This window comes from Streptomyces prunicolor (assembly GCF_045162825.1).
Taxonomy (GTDB): Bacteria; Actinomycetota; Actinomycetes; order Streptomycetales; family Streptomycetaceae; genus Streptomyces; species Streptomyces prunicolor.
This window is the reverse complement of record NZ_CP108676.1, coordinates 2,020,732-2,036,475: the sequence shown is the minus strand read 5'-3', so window position 1 is coordinate 2,036,475 and position 15,744 is coordinate 2,020,732. Positions and strand designations below refer to the sequence as shown.

The following is a 15,744-nucleotide window of genomic DNA, read 5'->3' as shown; positions in this document are numbered from 1 at the left end:
TGAGTCGACGATGAGTCAGGCGCAGGAGCACGAGCACACCGCGGGGCCGGCCGTGCCGCAGACCCGCACCGCCCGCCACCGCCGGATCGTGGACATCCTCAACCGGCAACCGGTGCGTTCCCAGAGCCAGTTGGCGAAGCTGCTGTCCGACGACGGGCTGAGCGTCACCCAGGCGACGCTCTCCCGGGATCTGGACGAGCTGAACGCGGTGAAGATCCGCAACAACGACGGCGACCTCATCTACGCGGTACCGAGCGAGGGCGGTTTCCGCACCCCGCGTGTGCCGCTGGGGGAGTCGGCGAAGGAGGAGCGGATGCGGCGGCTCTCGTCCGAGCTGCTGATCTCCGCGGAGGCCTCCGCCAACCTCGTGGTCCTGCGCACTCCGCCGGGCGCCGCCCAGTTCCTCGCCTCGGCGATCGACCAGGCCGAACTCCAGGACATCCTCGGCACCATCGCCGGCGACGACACGCTCATGCTGATCAGCCGGGACCCGTCGGGCGGGCAGGCCCTCGCGGACCATCTGCTGCGGCTGGCGCAGAACGACCACTGACGTACGCGAAAGAAGACTGACAGAGACTGATACAGGCCAACGAGTCGGGGGCGCACCGGAGTTGTCCGGTGCACCCCCGACTCGCATGGGGCTTCAGCCGAGTCTGGCCGCCAGGCCGCCGGTGCAGCGCACCTCGTCGCCCGCCGTGATGAGCAGGGCTTCCACGTCCGGCAGCGACTCCAGCCAGGCCAGGCCTTCCCGCGAACCCATCGCGAAGGCAGCCGTGGCCCAGCAGTCGGCCCAGGTCAGACGCGGTGCCACGACCGTGACGGCGACCAGGTCGGTCACCGCGGACTTGCCGGTGGACGGGTCCACGATGTGCGCCCCGCGCTCCGCCGTACCGGAGGTGGCCACGGCCAACTCGTCGGTGCCGGCGGCCGAGATGACGGCCGCGAGACCGCCCGGGCGGAGCGGATCGGAGACGCCGACCCGCCAGGGGCGGTGCGGTCCCGGGGTGCCGAACATCTGGACGTCACCGCCGCCGTTCACGCTGACGCCGCTCACCCCGTCCGCCGCCGCGATCAGCTCGGCCGCCCGCTCGGCTGCCCAGCCCTTCACGATGCCGGTCGGGTCGAGCTGTCCCTCGTACTTGGTGCTGAACCAGCCGGCGCTCACCCGCTCCGCCTCGGCGCCCAGCTCCAGCACCTCGGCGACGTCGGCGTCGCACTCCGCGAGGGCCAGGTCGCCGCGGGCCAGCCGGGAGACCTGGCTGTCGTCGCGGTAGGTGCTGAACACCTCGTTGACGCGGTGCAGTTGGGCGACCGCCTGCTCCAGCGCGGTCCGGACGGCCTCGGGCTCCCCGCCGCGGATGTCGAAGGAGAACACCGTCCCCATGACCTCCTCGGCGTGCCGCAGTTCGGCGGGAGCCGCCGCGGGATCGGTCACCGTGTCAGCCACCGGCCTTGTCCAGCGCCGACTGCAGGGACTTCTTGTAACCGCCGCTCGTGTAGGACGCACCCGACACGGAGTCGATGTTCGCGTTCCCGGCGGCCACGGCCTCCTGGTTGAGCTTGGGGACCGCCAGCGCCGTCTTCTGGTCGCTGGTCCCGCCGCTCGGGGCCTGCACCGCGTCGGCCTTGGTGATCTTCCCGCCCGCGACGGTGATCCGGACCTGGACCGGCCCGTACTCGGTCGACACGACGTCACCGGTGACGGTCTTGGCCTGCACGGCGGGCGCCGCGGCGGCCGAACTCTGGGACGGGGCGGCCGTGTTGGCGCCGGCGGCCTTCATCTTGTCGATGGCCGACTGCAGGGACTTCTTGTAGCCGCCGCTGGTGTACGTCGCCCCGGACACGGACGTGATGTCCGCGCTCTGGGTGGCGACGGCCTCCTGGTTGAGCTTCGGGACGGACAGCGCGGTCTTCTGGTCGCTGGTGCCGCCCTTGGGCGCCTGGATGGCCTCGGCCTTGGTGATCTTCCCGCCCGCGACCGTCAGCCGTACCTGGACGACGCCGTACTCGGTCTGGGTGGCGGCACCCGTGATCGTGGAGGTCCCGGCCGCCGCGGCACCGCCCTGGGGCGATTCCTGTGCGGCGGCGGTCTCCTGGGCCGCCGCACCTTGCGCGGACGCCGAGTTGGAGTCGGTCGCCGGCTTCAGGGAGAGCAGCAGAACGATCCCGGACACGGTGGCGGCGCTCGCGAGCAGAACACGCCGGATGGGGTGGCTCTTCTTCATTGCTCCTGACTCCCGTCGCTCACATCTCGAACGACTCGTGATGGATACGGCGGGCGGGGACCCCCGCGCCGCGCAGTGCTTCGTAGACCGACTGCGCGAAGCCGGGCGGCCCGCACATGAAGACGTCGTGGTTGTCGATGTCGGGCAGCTTGCGGCGCAGGGAGTCCGCCGAGATGTCGGGGCGCTCCCCGTCGGGGCTGTTGACCGCGTACATCAGGCGGGCGCCGCGCTCGTCGGCGATCTTCGCCAACTCGTCCCACAGCGCCAGGTCCTGGGTGGTGTTGGCGCGGTAGAGCAGCGTGATGTCACCGGCCGCGCCGGGCAGCGTCTCGAACAGTGCCCGCATCGGCGTGATGCCGACGCCGCCCGCGACCAGCAACACCTTGCCGCGCGTGCGCCGTTGGGAGGTCAGCGCGCCGTACGGGCCTTCGGCCCACACCTTCATGCCGGGCCGCAGTTCGCGCAGCCGGGCGCTGTGGTCGCCGATCGCCTTGACGGTGATCCGCAGCATGTTCGGGCGGGGGGCCGCCGACAGCGAGTACGGGTGCGAGCTGAACCGCATGCCCGGCGCCAGGAAGCGCCAGCGGAAGAACTGCCCGGCCTCCGCGCCCATCCGGTGCAGCTTCCGCCCGCCGATGAGCACGGACACGATGCCGGGCGTCTCCTCGATGACCGCCTCGACCCGCATCCGGTGCCGCATGTTGAGCCGGATCGGGGTGAGGATCCGGTACCAGACCACCAGCGCGGTGACCGTGCCGTAGAGCCCGTACCAGACGGTCTTGGCGATCGGTGTCAGCGCGAAGTCGTTGCCGGTGGTGATCTGGTGCCAGAAGGTGAAGAACACCGCCGCGTACGTCAGCAGATGCACGTGGTACCAGAGGTCGTACGGCAGCCTGCGGCGGATGCCGCCGATCGACGAGAGGCCGATGAGCAGGAACAGGCCGGTGCCGATGGCGGCCTTGCCCATGTCGGGCAGCTGGTTCACCGAGTCGATGGTCTGCTGGACGATGTCGCTCAGCGTCTTGCCCGCCTGGAGGGCGTAGCCCCACATGATGAGGAAGACGTGCGCGAAGACCAGGCAGAGCGTGTAGCGACCGCTCATCGCGTGCCAGCGGGCGACCCGGTCGGAGCCGACCCGGCGCTCCAGAGCGGGCACGCGGGCCATCTGGAGCACGACGAGTGCCATCAGATATCCGGCCAACAGACCGGTGATACGGCCCGCGTTGAGGATCTTGCCGTTCTGGTCGGCGATGGACGGCGTGTTGTGCCACCACAGCCACAGCACCCCGACCGCGCCCGCCCAGACGGCGAGCAGCAGCAGGGTCGCTGGGGAGCGGCGCGGGCGGATGCGGCGCATCGTCTGTCGGCGGGCGGCACGTCCGCCTGCGAGCGTGGTGGTCACGGTTCCTCCGTGGACGGGGCAAGGGGGGTGGGCTGGTCCCTTGGCCCTGAAGTACGTGCCGTTGCGCCTGTGCGTTCAGAGTCCCGCAGAGTCCAGTGCGGACTGGAGTGACTGGCGGTAACCGTCACTTGTGTAGGTGGCTCCCGAGACCGTGTCGATGCTCGCGCTCTGCGCGGACAGCACCTCGCGCCGCAACTCCGGCAGGGCATAGGAGTTGATCTCCTGGTCGCGCGGGTTGTCCGACGGTGACTGGACCGCGGTGACGTCGGTGATCCTGCCGTTCTTCACGGTGATCTTCACCTGCACGGGACCCCAACGGGTCTGCGCGGTCCCGCCGGTGACGGTCTTGGTGCCGGTGGCGGTCGAACCGCCGGACCCCGTACCGGAGTCGGCGCCGGCGGAGCTGGACGCGGCCGGTGCGGGCGCCACCGCTATCGCGGGTGCCGTGTGCGGCTTCAGCGCCAGCAGCATCACCAGACCGGACGCGGTGACCGCGCTCGCCAGCACGATCCGGCGCAGCGGACGGTTCTTCTTCAACGGATGCACGACGGCCTCACAGCTCGAACGACTCGTGGTGGATACGACGGTCCGGCACACCGGCGGCGCGCAGTGCCCCGTACAGGTCCTGGGCGAAGGCGTGCGGACCGCAGATGTACACGTCGTGCCCGGCGAGATCGGGCACGGCCTCGCGCAGGGACGCGGCGGTGAGCATCGGTCGCTGCCCCTGGGGCCCGTTGAGCGCGTACAGCACCTTCGCCCCGCGCCACTGCGCGATCGCCTCCAACTCGGCGCCCAGCGCCAGGTCTTGAGCGGTCCGCGCCCGGTACAGCAACGTCACCTCACCCGGCAGCGTCTCGAACAACGCCCGCAGCGGGGTGATGCCGACCCCGGCGGCGATCAGCAACGACCGCTGCGCGGTGCGCCGTTCGGCGGTCAGCGAGCCGTACGGCCCCTCCGCCCACACTCGGGCACCGGGCCGCAGCAGGGCTATCGCGGCACTGTGGTCGCCGAGCGCCTTGACCGTGATCCGCAGCAGGTCCCGGCGGGGCGGCGCCGACAGCGAGTACGGCGTCGACGCCCAGCCCATGCCCTCGCCGAAGAACCGCCAGCGGAAGAACTGCCCTGCCTGCGCGCCGAGTTCGTCGACATGCCGGCCGCGTACGACGACGGAGTACACACCCGGCGCCTCCCTGTGCACGGACTCGACCCGTAGCCGGTGCCGCAGGTTGAGCCGCACCGGGGCGAGGATCCGGTACCAGAGGACGAGGGCGGCGACCCCGAGGTACAGGCCGTACCAGGCGGCCGTGGCTCCGGCGTGGCCGTTGAACTCGTTGCCCAGGCTGAGTTGGTGGAAGAAGGTGAGGAACACGGCGACGTACGTGAGGAGATGGACGTAGTACCAGAACTCGTAGCTGAGCCTGCGGCGCGCGGCGCGGGCCGAGGTGATGCCGACCGCGAACAGGATGACCGCGCCGAACGTCGCCTTCAGCATGTCCGGGTAGTCCAGGACCACCGTGACCGTCTCGTGCACGATCGAGGCACGATCCTGGGCCGCGTAGCCGAGCAGGATGAACACGACGTGCACGACCAGCAGGCAGATCGTGTAGCGGCCGGCCATCGCGTGCCAGCGGGCCACCCGGTCCGAGCCGACCCGCCGCTCCAGCAGCGGCACCCGCGCCATCAGTCCCACCAGCACCGCGCAGGCGTACCCGCACAGCAGCCCGGCGATCCGCCCGACCCCGGTGAGCCAGCCCGCGGCCCCGACGACCGAGCCGGTGCCCGCCCACCAGAGGGCGACCGAGGCCGCCGCTCCGGCCCAGATCAGCCCGAGCACCGCGCCCGCCGGTGAACGCCGGGGAGCCGGCGCCACAGGCGGTGCCGTCCGCCGTTCGTACACGGTGGTCATGTGTGTGTCCTTTCACCTGTCCTGCACACAACTGTGGGGGCCGAACCTCTGAGGGATCTCTGAGCGGGCGCCTTTCTCAGCTTTCTCAGAGGAAACTCAGAGCGGCCCACGGCAGCCGAGGACGCCGCGAGGAGAGATGCTGGTAAACGCCATGAACACGACCCGCTCCGGCCGACCGGCCCTCACCCGCCCCGACGGCACCCCCGTCCGCGTCCTGGTCGTCGACGACGACCCCGACCTCGCCGAGGTGCTCTCCGGCGCCCTGCGCTACGAGGGCTGGGAGGTCCGCGCGGCCGGCGACGGCGCCTCCGCGCTCGTCGGGGCGCGTGAGCTGCTGCCGGATGCCGTCGTCCTCGACGTGATGCTCCCGGACACCGACGGCTTCGCCGTGCTGCGCTCCCTGCACGAGGTGAAGCCCGACGTGTGCGTGCTCTTCCTCACCGCCCGGGACACGGTCGAGGACCGCATCGCCGGCATCACCGCGGGCGGCGACGACTACGTGACGAAACCCTTCAGCCTGGAGGAGGTCGTCGCCCGGCTGCGCGGACTGCTGCGCCGCGCGGGCATGGCCCGCCAGCAGGAGGAGGGCCCCCGGATGACCGTCGGGGACCTGGTCATGGACGAGGAGGCCCGCGAGGTCACCCGCGCGGGCGACCTCGTCGAGCTCTCCCCGACCGAGTTCGAACTCCTCCGCTTCCTCATGCGCAACCCGCGCCGCGTCCTCAGCAAGGCCCAGATCCTCGACCGCGTCTGGTCCTACGACTTCGGCGGCCAGGCCCATGTCGTCGAGCTGTACATCTCGTACCTGCGCAAGAAGGTGGACGCGGGCCGCGCGCCCATGATCCATACGGTGCGCGGTGCCGGTTACGTGCTCAAGCCGGTCGTCCGGTGAGGAAGCGGCTGCGGGAGACCGGCCGGGCGGTGGGCCGGCTGCGGTGGCTGCGGGAGACCGGCCGGCGGTCGGGACGGCTGTTGTGGCCGCACACGCTGCGGGCGCGTCTGACGGCGGGCCTGGTGGTGCTGCTCGCGGTCAGCTGCGCGGCCGTCGGGGTGGCCGCGGTGATCGAGCTGGACGGCTTCCTCACCGGCCGCCTGGACCAGCAACTGACCGAGGTCGGGACCCAGTTCCCGGCCAGCCTGGAGCACCAGGGCCAGACGCTGACCGACCACGACGCCGACGACCGGGAACGCGGCGACACCCGCAGACAGGCACCGGGCACGTTCGGCGCCCGCCTCCTCAACGGCACCGTCACCAACGCGGCGGTGGTGCCCGCCGACAAGGACGACGCCACGACGGACCTGAAGGTCACCCTGACCGCACGGGACAGGAGAGAACTCGCCGCGGTCCCGGTCGGCGGCAAGGCCCGCAGCATCCGTCTCTCCTCGCTCGGCGGGTACCGCGTCCTCGCCTCCGCGGGCAGGGACGGCGACGTGATGATCACCGGCCTCCCGCTGGAGTCGGTGGAGGCCGCCGTCCACCGCCTGGAGGCGGTCGCCGCGATCGTCTTCGGCGCCGCCCTCCTCGCCGCCGGATTCGCGGGCGCGCTCTGGGTGCGCTGGTCGCTACGGCCGCTCAGCCGGGTCGCCGCCACGGCCACCCGGGTCAGCGAACTCCCGCTGGCCAGCGGGGAGGTGACCCTGCCGCCCCGGGCACCCGAGTCCGATCCGCGCAGCGAGGTGGGCAAGGTCGCCGGTGCCTTCAACCGCATGCTCGGCCATGTCGAGGACGCGCTCACCCACCGGCACGCCAGCGAGGAACGCCTACGCAGCTTCGCGGCCGACGCCAGCCACGAACTGCGCACACCGGTGGCGTCGATCCGGGGCCACGCCGAACTCGCCCTCCTCCACCCGGACCCGGTACCGCCGAAGGTGACCCGGGCCCTGGAGCGCATCACGGCGGAGTCCGCCCGCATGGGCGTCATGGTCGACGAGATGCTCCTCCTCGCCCGCCTGGACGCGGGCCGCCCCCTGGAACGCCGCCCCGTCGACCTCACCCGCCTGGTCCTCGACGCCGTCGCCGACGCCCGTGCCGCGGGCCCCGACCACCGCTGGGCCCTGCAACTCCCCGAGGAACCGGTCACGGTGACGGGTGACGCCCACCGCCTCCAACAGGTGTTGGCCAACTTGTTGGCCAACGCGCGTCTGCATACGCCTGTTGGCACAAAGGTGACGGTGACGGTGGAGACGGAACCGGTCGGCGGGCCAACCTGCTTGGTGGTCCACGACGACGGCCCCGGCGTCCCGACCGAGATCCAGCCAGGAGTCTTCGAACGCTTCACCCGAGCGGATCGACGCCGGGCGGATAGCGGGGGAGGAGGAGCGGGCCTGGGCTTGTCGATCGTGGCGGCGGTGACGGAGGCGCATGGGGGAAGCGTGACCCTGGAGAGCCGCCCGGGCTCAACAACGTTCACGGTCCAACTCCCGCCGGCCTGACCCTTTCCCAGGGGCGCGGGGAACTGCGCGACCAGCCACGATGCTCCCGCACTCGCCATACGACCGATACCTGAACGTCGCTCCCGCGATTCAGTACCGAGTAATAGCCGTAGCCCCGCTCACCGTCCCAATCGCGATATGCGGCTCACGCCCAGGATCAGCCCACCGCAAAATCCTCCGCATCGCATCCCCCGGCACAGACACACAACCGGCGGTAGCCCCACGCCCGTTGACATGCAAAAAGATCCCGGCCCCCCGCCCCTTCACCGGCTTGGCGTAGTTGAACCCGACGACGAACCCATACGCGTACTGCGTCGCATAGGAGATCAACCGCTCGGACTCGGACCCCCGACAGTCACGCGCCAGGGGCTCACTCCACCGGTTGTAGACCCGAGACCGAGTGTCCTCACACCACCACGAACTCCCGCTGACCCGCCGGTACTTGGCCTTGGTCCCACCCGGAGCCGCCTTGATCCCAAAGGCATAAGGCAGGTCGTACAACCCGGTGGGAGTCGTATAGGACCCCTGCTTACGGGACCCACCCTCGACGAGCCCTTTCGCCCCGAACCGCGCCGCCACCGACCCGACCCGCACCCACGCCCTACCCCGTCGCTCCCACCAACTCACCGTCCCCGCCGTGGAGTTCGCCCGCGGCGCCTCCGCCAGGATCAGCTGACTCCCACCCCCGGTATCCGCGAGCAACGACGGAATCGGCGGCGCCGCGGCCCGTGAGGGGACCGCGGCGAGCAGCAGAAGGGACGCGGACGCGAGGGCGACGACACCGGAGCGCATGGCACAGACGGTAGAGGTCACCGGCGGCACAGGCAGCCCGGATGACCCATTCAGGGCCGGTTCGCGTGTGGTCCGGTGTGTCGCGGGCGTCACCGTGGCCGCCCCGGCCGGCGTTCATCGGGGCGGCCACGGCTGCCTGTCACGTCACTTGGTGAGCGTGCAGGCGGCCAGGGAGTCGAGACCGGAGGGCTTGGTGCCCTGACGCCCGATGGCGATGGCGATGCGGTCGATGGTGGACGTGCGCTTGTCCTCCAGCGGGCCGAGGATCGCGTTCTGGACGAAGTTGGCGCCACCCTGCCCGACGGTGTCGACGAGTCGCTTGTTGGCCTCGGCGATCTGGGTGTCGAGGAGGGCGAGGTTCCGGTCGACCTCGGCCTGAGCCGATGCCGGAACGGCAGGCAGCTGCGACTTCACGTCGGGGCAGGTGATCGTCCCGACCGCGCTCGCCGCGTCGCCGGTGTCCTCCGTCCCCCCGGCAGCGTCCGTGGCGGACTCCGTGGCGCTCGGGGTCGCGGTGTCGGTCGCGCCGGTGTCGGTTCCGCCCGTTTCCGTCCCGCCGACGTCGGTCCCACCGGTGTTGAGGGCGCAGGTGGCCAGCGAGTCGAGACCGGTGGGCTTGGTGCCCTGACGCCCGATGGCGATGGCGATCCGGTCGATCGTCGACACCCGCTTGTCCTTCAGCGGGCCGAGGATCGCGTTCTGGACGAAGTTCGCCCCACCCTGCCCCACGGTGTCGACGAGCCGCTTGTTGGCCTCGGCGATCTGCGTGTCGAGAAGGGTGAGGTTCCGGTCGACCTCGGCCTGCGCGGAAGCCGGAACAGCGGGCAGCTGCGACTTCACGTCCGGGCAGGTGATCGTCCCGGTGTCGGCCAGGGTCCGGGCGCTCTGCGCGGAACTGCTCTTGTCCGGCGTCCCGGCGAGAGCGGACCCGGCGATGACCGCGCCGGACAGCACCACGGCGGCGGCACCGCCGATGAACACGACGCGACGCTTGTTGTACTTGGGGAGAGCCCTGGACATGCGAATGCCTCACTCGGGTCAGGGGTGAACTGGGGGTGACTCGTGGGGAGAAACGCGGCGCCTGCGTCCGGTGAGAGGTACGGGTAAGCGGTTGCTGCCGTTCAAGGGAGACTAAAATTGACGATTCATGCAGCACGCTGCATAATCATGCATGCGGGACAATGCAGGGAAACTGCAGGGACGACACCGGGACAACGCGGAACATCGCGACCCACCCACAGCCTTTGAGGAGCAGCGCAAGTGAGCAGCAACAGCGGTGACGTACGGCTCTGGGGCGGTCGTTTCGCCGACGGTCCCGCCGAGGCCCTGGCGAAGCTGTCCGCGTCCGTCCACTTCGACTGGCGGCTCGCGCCCTACGACATCGCCGGTTCCCGCGCCCACGCGCGCGTGCTGCACAAGGCGAACCTCCTCACGGACGACGAGCTGAACCGCATGCTCGCGGGCCTCGACCAGCTCGAAGCGAACGTCGCCGACGGCTCCCTCGTCGGCACGATCGCCGATGAGGACGTCCATACGGCCCTGGAACGCGGCCTGTTGGAGATCCTCGGCCCCGACCTCGGCGGCAAGCTGCGCGCGGGCCGCTCCCGCAACGACCAGGTCGCCACCCTCTTCCGGATGTACCTGCGCGACCACGCCCGCACGGTCGGCGGCCTCATCGCCGACCTCCAGGACGCGCTGGTCGGCCTCGCGGAGGCCCACCCGGACGTGGCGATGCCCGGCCGCACCCACCTCCAGCACGCCCAGCCGGTGCTGTTCGCCCACCACGTGCTGGCCCACGTACAGCCTCTGTCCCGGGACGCGGAACGCCTGCGCCAGTGGGACGAGCGGACGGCCGTCTCCCCGTACGGCTCGGGCGCGCTCGCGGGTTCCTCCCTCGGCCTGGACCCGGAGTCGGTGGCGAAGGACCTCGGCTTCGAGCGCGGCAGTGTCGCGAACTCGATCGACGGCACGGCCTCCCGAGACTTCGTCGCCGAGTTCGCCTTCATCACGGCGATGATCGGGGTGAACCTCTCCCGGATCGCCGAGGAGATCATCATCTGGAACACGAAGGAGTTCTCCTTCGTGACCCTGCACGACGCGTTCTCCACGGGCTCGTCGATCATGCCGCAGAAGAAGAACCCGGACATCGCGGAACTGGCGCGCGGCAAGTCGGGCCGCCTGATCGGCAACCTCACGGGCCTGATGGCAACGCTCAAGGCCCTCCCGCTCGCCTACAACCGCGACCTCCAGGAGGACAAGGAGCCGGTCTTCGACTCCATCGACCAACTGGAGGTCCTGCTCCCGGCGTTCACCGGCATGATGGCCACCCTCACCATCCACCGCGACCGCATGGAAGAACTGGCCCCGGCCGGCTTCTCCCTCGCCACGGACATCGCCGAGTGGCTGGTCAAGCAGGGCGTCCCCTTCCGGGTCGCCCACGAGGTCGCCGGCGAGTGCGTCAAGGTCGCCGAATCCGAGGGCATCGAACTGGACGGTCTCACGGACGAACAGTTCGCGAAGATCTCCGCCCACCTCACCCCCGAGGTCCGCACGGTCCTCAACGTCCCGGGCGCCCTGGCCTCCCGCAACGCCCGCGGCGGCACGGCCCCGAGCGCGGTGGCAATCCAACTGGCAGAGGTGAAGCGCGACTTGGCGGTTCAGTACGAGTGGGCCACGGCGAAGAAGAAGTAGGGCTGCGCACCCAAGGGCCGCAGGCCCTTTGGGGGCGCGGGGAACTGCGCGAGCAACCACGACGCATCCGCACCCACCACTCGACCGCACCGACCGAGCTCAAGGGCGAAGGTCATCCCGGGTTACGTTGGTCCGCAGCCGCACCACAGCCGACCAACGGAGCCCGCGATGCCCTTCGCCCGACTGGCAACAGCAACAACCCCCACCAGCCACCTCGGTCTGGGCCTCGCCGCAGTAGGTCGCCCCGGCTACATCAACCTGGGCCGAGAAAAAGACCTCGGAGAGCACCGCACCGTAGAAACCCTCCGCACCCGCACCCACGAACTCCTCGACGCCGCCTACGCGCAGGGCGTCCGCTACTTCGACGCAGCCCGCTCCTACGGCCGCTCGGAGGAGTTCCTGGCCGACTGGCTGAAGACCCACCCCGACCTGGACGACATCGTGGTCGGCAGCAAATGGGGCTACACCTACACCGCCGACTGGACCACCGACGCGGAGAAGCACGAGGTCAAGGACCACAGCGTCCAGACCTACGACCGCCAGCGCGCCGAGACCGCCGAACTGCTCGGCGCCCACCTCGACCTCTACCAGATCCACTCGGTGACCCCCGACAGCCCGGCCCTCACCGACAAGCAACTCCACGCGAAACTGGCCGAGTTGGCGGCAACGGGCGTGACCATCGGCTTCTCCACCAGCGGCCCCGCCCAGGCAGACGCGATCCGCGCCGCCCTCACCGTGACGGTGGACGGCGAGCCCCTCTTCCGCACCGTCCAGTCGACGTTCAACGCCCTGGAGACCTCCGCGGGCCCGGCCCTCACCGAGGCCCACGACGCCGGCCTCACGGTGATCGTCAAGGAGGGCATGGCCAACGGAAGGCTGGCGGACCCGTACGCCCCGGCCGCGCTGAAGGCCGTAGCCGAGGAAACGAACACGGGCTCCGACGCGATCGCCCTGGCCCTGATCCTGCGCGAGCCCTGGGCGGGCGTGGCCCTGTCCGATGCCGCGACCGCCGCCCAGCTCGCCTCCAACCTGCACGCGGCGGCCGTGGACCTGAACGACGACCAGCTGTCCCGCCTCGCGACGCTCGCCGAGGAGCCGCGCACGTACTGGGACAAGCGCGGCCGGCTGCCCTGGCACTGAGAAGCCCCTGACTACTGCCGCCCCCTCGCGAGACAGCCATGCCCGCCATGAGACGTGAGTGTCTCATATGGGTTATAGTTGTCTCATGGCTCTCGACCGTGACCACGTTCTCCGCGCTGCCGCGGCCCTGCTGACCCGTAAGTCCACCGCGACCATGGACGAGGTCGCCAAGGCGGCCGGGATCAGTCGGGCCACGCTGCACCGCCAGTTCGCGGGCCGCGACGCGCTCGTGCGGGCGCTGGAGGCGCTCGGCATCGCGGAGTGCGAGGCCGCGCTGGAGGCGGCGCGGCTGGACGAGAACCCCGCCGAGGACGCCGTACGACGGCTCGTCCGCGAGGTAGAACCGGCCGCCGGCCTGCTCGCCTTCCTCTACACCGAGAACCAGCTGTTCGAGGGCGAGGAGCAGCACGCGGGCTGGGCCCGGATCGACGACCGCATCACCGCCGCGTTCCGGCGCGGGCAGCAGAACGGCGAGTTCCGCATCGACCTGACGCCCGCCTGGCTCACCGAGGCACTGTTCGGCCTGCTGGCCTCCGGTGCCTGGATGGTGCAGAGCGGTAAGGGCGCCCCCAAGGACTTCACCCGCATGATCGCCGAGCTGCTGCTCGGCGGCGCACTACGACGAGACGAAACACAGAGAGAGGAATCATGACCAGCACCCTGCGGCCGGCGATCGTGTCGGAGACGGAGAAGCGCCCGGGCCGTTGGCTCGCGCTCTCCGTCCTCGTGCTCGCCGTGCTGCTGGTGGCCGTGGACGCGACCGTCCTGGGCCTCGCAACGCCTTACATCAGCGAGGACTTGAAGCCGACCGGCACCCAACTCCTCTGGATCGGCGACGTCTACTCCTTCGTCATCGCGGGCCTGCTCGTGTCGATGGGCAGCCTCGGTGACCGCATCGGCCGCAAGAAGATCCTGCTGATCGGAGCCACGGCGTTCGGCGCGATCTCGATCCTCAACGCCTACGCGTCCACGCCGGAGTTGATGATCCTGGCCCGGGCGCTCCTGGGCGTCGCGGGCGCGACCCTGATGCCCGCGACCCTCGCCCTGATCCGCAACATCTTCCACGACCCGCGCGAACGCAGCCTCGCGGTCGGCATCTGGGGAGCAACAGCCTCCGCCGGTACGGCAGTCGGCCCAGTAGCGGGCGGCTTCCTGCTCGAACACTTCTGGTGGGGCTCGGTCTTCCTGATCAACCTGCCGGTGATGGCGGTCCTGGTCCTGGTGGGCATCAAGACGCTCCCGGAATCCAAGAACCCCAACCCCGGCCCCTGGGACCTGATCAGCGTCACGCTGTCCCTGGTCGGTGTGATCGGCGTGGTCTACGCGGTCAAGGAGGCCGCGACCCACGGCTTCGAGCTGCCCTCACTCGCAGTGGGCGCACTGGGCGCGGCGGCCCTGTACTGGTTCGTCCGCCGCCAACTCACGCTCCCCGCCCCCCTGTTGGACATGCGCCTGTTCCGCAACCGCGGCTTCAGCGCGGCGGTCCTGGCCGACCTGCTGACCATCCTCGGCCTGTCCGGCCTGGTGTTCTTCCTCTCCCAGTACCTGCAACTGGTCCAGGGCAGAGGCCCGTTCGAGGCGGGCCTGGCCGAAATCCCCGCAGCGGTGGGCGCGGTGGCGGCGGGCCTGATCGCCGGAAGGACAGCGCGCCGCTTCTCGGTCCGCGCGGTGGTCGCCGGCGGCCTGGCAGCGGTAGGCCTGGCACTGGCCGTCCTGACAACCCTGAACCAGTCGACCGGCTACCCACTCCTCGGCGCCGCGCTCCTGGTGGTCGGCGTAGGCGCCGGCTTCTCCTTCACGGTGACAGCCGACGTCATCCTCTCCTCCGTACCGAAGGAGCAAGCGGGCGCGGCATCGGCAGTCTCGGAAACGGCCTACGAGTTGGGCGCGGCCCTGGGAATCGCCGTACTCGGCTCGATCGTGACAGGCGTGTACCGAGGCTTCGCAGCTCCGGCGGGAACACCGAGCGGGGCACACGAGTCACTGGGCGGCGCGGTGGAAGCGGCGACAAGCATGCCGACACAGACGGCTCAGGAAATGCTGACGTCGGCGAGAGAAGCCTTCGTCAGCGGCCTCAGCGTGGCATCGGCGGTAGGCGCAACAGTCCTACTGGCAACGGCAGTTGCAGCATGGTTCATGCTGCGAGGCCAACGGTTGGAAAGCGCCCCGTAAGGGGCGCGGGGCTGTGTCGATTTGCGGCTCCGCCGCGTGGGCGCGAGCAACCACAACGCACCCGCACCCGAAAAACAGCCTTACGCGGCCTTGGCTTTAGTCGCGTACATATCCACATACTCCTGCCCAGACAGCCGCATGACCTCAGTCATCACAGAGTCAGTCACAGCACGCAGCACATACCGATCCCGATCCATCCCCTCATACCGAGAGAACTCCATCGCCTCACCGAACCGAACAGTGACCCTCCCCGGCCGGGGGAACCCCGCCCCGCCCGGCTGCAACTTGTCCGTCCCGATCATCGCGAACGGCACGACAGGCGCGCCCGTCATCATCGTGAGCCGAGCAATCCCGGTCCGCCCCCGGTAGAGACGGCCGTCGGGCGACCGCGTCCCCTCGGGATAGATCCCGAAGACCTTGCCCTCTTCCAGAATGCGACGGCCGGTCATCAGCGCCGCGACCCCACCGTTCGCCCCGTCCCGATCCACCGGAATCATCCCGACGCCCGTGAAGAACCAGGCCATGAGCCGTCCCTTGAACCCCTCACCGGTGACGTACTCGTCCTTGCCGATGAACAGCACCTGCCGGTCGCAGACCAGCGGAAGGATCACCGAGTCGATGAACGTGAGGTGGTTGCCGGCCAGGATCACCGGACCGTCTCCCGGGATGTGCTCGATTCCCTCCACTCGGGGGCGGAACATCAGGCGCATGATCGGTCCGAGCACTGCCTTGATGAGCGCGAAGCGGGACAACGGGCCCTCCGGTGTCAAGGGGTTCGATATAAATCTGTGCAGGTGAGGACGATACTCGCGGCGCCGGGGGTATTGCACATCGGGTTCACCGAGGTCTTACGCAGTGTTGACGCACGTTTACCTGCGGTGCCGCGCCAGGACCGTCCCGTAACCGGGCCGCCATGTTGTGACGCATCTCGCGTTCCTCGGTGACAGCGCGTCAAACCTGCCAGACGGTACGACATCCAGCGT

The 15,744-nt window shown here is 70.0% G+C and carries 15 protein-coding genes; 7 read left to right on the top strand and 8 right to left on the bottom strand.

The window, feature by feature from the left end:
* The first annotated feature begins 10 nt into the window (after window positions 1-10).
* Window positions 11-550, top strand: coding sequence for an arginine repressor (locus tag OG588_RS09130; protein WP_405946838.1), 540 nt, complete (start codon window positions 11-13; stop codon window positions 548-550).
* A 93-nt stretch (window positions 551-643) separates the two neighbouring features.
* Here the strand turns inward: OG588_RS09130 and OG588_RS09125 are convergent, their stop codons facing one another.
* The 5 genes from OG588_RS09125 to OG588_RS09105 all read right to left on the bottom strand — a co-directional run bounded on the left by OG588_RS09125 (window position 644) and on the right by OG588_RS09105 (window position 5,533).
* Window positions 644-1,447, bottom strand: coding sequence for an FAD:protein FMN transferase (locus OG588_RS09125; protein WP_405946837.1), 804 nt, complete (start codon window positions 1,445-1,447; stop codon window positions 644-646).
* Window positions 1,440-2,225, bottom strand: a complete 786-nt coding sequence (locus tag OG588_RS09120) for an FMN-binding protein (RefSeq protein ID WP_405946836.1) — start codon at window positions 2,223-2,225, stop codon at window positions 1,440-1,442. Before OG588_RS09120 ends, OG588_RS09125 begins: the two co-directional genes overlap by 8 nt.
* 19 nt (window positions 2,226-2,244) lie before the next feature.
* Window positions 2,245-3,627: a ferric reductase-like transmembrane domain-containing protein gene (locus tag OG588_RS09115; protein ID WP_019059865.1), complete on the bottom strand. Its 1,383-nt coding sequence runs from the start codon at window positions 3,625-3,627 to the stop codon at window positions 2,245-2,247.
* Between the two features lie 75 nt (window positions 3,628-3,702).
* Window positions 3,703-4,173: an FMN-binding protein gene (locus OG588_RS09110; RefSeq protein WP_405946835.1), complete on the bottom strand. Its 471-nt coding sequence runs from the start codon at window positions 4,171-4,173 to the stop codon at window positions 3,703-3,705.
* Window positions 4,174-4,180: 7 nt separating this feature from the next.
* Complete coding sequence (locus OG588_RS09105; RefSeq protein WP_405946834.1) at window positions 4,181-5,533, bottom strand: ferric reductase-like transmembrane domain-containing protein; 1,353 nt, start codon at window positions 5,531-5,533, stop codon at window positions 4,181-4,183.
* Window positions 5,534-5,684: 151 nt separating this feature from the next.
* On the opposite strand from OG588_RS09105, the gene OG588_RS09100 reads away from it, so the two are divergent.
* Complete coding sequence (locus OG588_RS09100) at window positions 5,685-6,425, top strand: response regulator transcription factor (protein ID WP_405953076.1); 741 nt, start codon at window positions 5,685-5,687, stop codon at window positions 6,423-6,425.
* Window positions 6,426-6,454: 29 nt separating this feature from the next.
* On the top strand, window positions 6,455-7,966 hold the full coding sequence (locus tag OG588_RS09095; protein WP_405953075.1) for a sensor histidine kinase: 1,512 nt from the start codon (window positions 6,455-6,457) through the stop codon (window positions 7,964-7,966).
* A 90-nt stretch (window positions 7,967-8,056) separates the two neighbouring features.
* On the opposite strand, the gene OG588_RS09090 is transcribed toward OG588_RS09095, so the two are convergent.
* Window positions 8,057-8,758, bottom strand: a complete 702-nt coding sequence (locus OG588_RS09090; protein WP_405946833.1) for a L,D-transpeptidase — start codon at window positions 8,756-8,758, stop codon at window positions 8,057-8,059.
* A 144-nt stretch (window positions 8,759-8,902) separates the two neighbouring features.
* A complete protein-coding gene (locus OG588_RS09085) occupies window positions 8,903-9,778 on the bottom strand; it encodes a hypothetical protein (protein ID WP_405946832.1) in 876 nt (291 codons plus the stop codon).
* A 240-nt stretch (window positions 9,779-10,018) separates the two neighbouring features.
* Between OG588_RS09085 and argH the strand changes: the two genes are divergently transcribed.
* The 4 genes from argH to OG588_RS09065 all read left to right on the top strand — a co-directional run bounded on the left by argH (window position 10,019) and on the right by OG588_RS09065 (window position 14,761).
* Window positions 10,019-11,449 carry an argininosuccinate lyase gene (argH, locus tag OG588_RS09080; RefSeq protein WP_405946831.1) on the top strand — a complete coding sequence of 477 codons (1,431 nt, stop codon included), beginning with the start codon at window positions 10,019-10,021 and terminating at the stop codon, window positions 11,447-11,449.
* A 168-nt stretch (window positions 11,450-11,617) separates the two neighbouring features.
* Window positions 11,618-12,589 carry an aldo/keto reductase gene (locus tag OG588_RS09075; protein WP_405946830.1) on the top strand — a complete coding sequence of 324 codons (972 nt, stop codon included), beginning with the start codon at window positions 11,618-11,620 and terminating at the stop codon, window positions 12,587-12,589.
* A gap of 85 nt (window positions 12,590-12,674) precedes the next feature.
* Window positions 12,675-13,241 carry a TetR/AcrR family transcriptional regulator gene (locus OG588_RS09070; protein WP_405946829.1) on the top strand — a complete coding sequence of 189 codons (567 nt, stop codon included), beginning with the start codon at window positions 12,675-12,677 and terminating at the stop codon, window positions 13,239-13,241.
* Complete coding sequence (locus OG588_RS09065) at window positions 13,238-14,761, top strand: MFS transporter (RefSeq protein ID WP_405946828.1); 1,524 nt, start codon at window positions 13,238-13,240, stop codon at window positions 14,759-14,761. The genes OG588_RS09070 and OG588_RS09065 overlap by 4 nt, the downstream gene beginning before the upstream one ends.
* Before the next feature lie 80 nt (window positions 14,762-14,841).
* Here the strand turns inward: OG588_RS09065 and OG588_RS09060 are convergent, their stop codons facing one another.
* Window positions 14,842-15,513 carry a lysophospholipid acyltransferase family protein gene (locus OG588_RS09060; RefSeq protein ID WP_405946827.1) on the bottom strand — a complete coding sequence of 224 codons (672 nt, stop codon included), beginning with the start codon at window positions 15,511-15,513 and terminating at the stop codon, window positions 14,842-14,844.
* Window positions 15,514-15,744 lie beyond the last annotated feature (231 nt).

Bases quoted from the DNA above. Each gene is read 5' to 3' on its own strand.
- OG588_RS09130 (WP_405946838.1), top strand. From the start codon at position 11: ATGAGTCAGGCGCAGGAGCACGAGCACACCGCGGGGCCGGCCGTGCCG.
- OG588_RS09120 (WP_405946836.1), bottom strand. From the start codon at position 2,225: ATGAAGAAGAGCCACCCCATCCGGCGTGTTCTGCTCGCGAGCGCCGCC.
- OG588_RS09105 (WP_405946834.1), bottom strand. From the start codon at position 5,533: ATGACCACCGTGTACGAACGGCGGACGGCACCGCCTGTGGCGCCGGCT.
- OG588_RS09100 (WP_405953076.1), top strand. From the start codon at position 5,685: ATGAACACGACCCGCTCCGGCCGACCGGCCCTCACCCGCCCCGACGGC.
- OG588_RS09090 (WP_405946833.1), bottom strand. From the start codon at position 8,758: ATGCGCTCCGGTGTCGTCGCCCTCGCGTCCGCGTCCCTTCTGCTGCTC.
- OG588_RS09085 (WP_405946832.1), bottom strand. From the start codon at position 9,778: ATGTCCAGGGCTCTCCCCAAGTACAACAAGCGTCGCGTCGTGTTCATC.
- OG588_RS09075 (WP_405946830.1), top strand. From the start codon at position 11,618: ATGCCCTTCGCCCGACTGGCAACAGCAACAACCCCCACCAGCCACCTC.
- OG588_RS09070 (WP_405946829.1), top strand. From the start codon at position 12,675: ATGGCTCTCGACCGTGACCACGTTCTCCGCGCTGCCGCGGCCCTGCTG.
- OG588_RS09065 (WP_405946828.1), top strand. From the start codon at position 13,238: ATGACCAGCACCCTGCGGCCGGCGATCGTGTCGGAGACGGAGAAGCGC.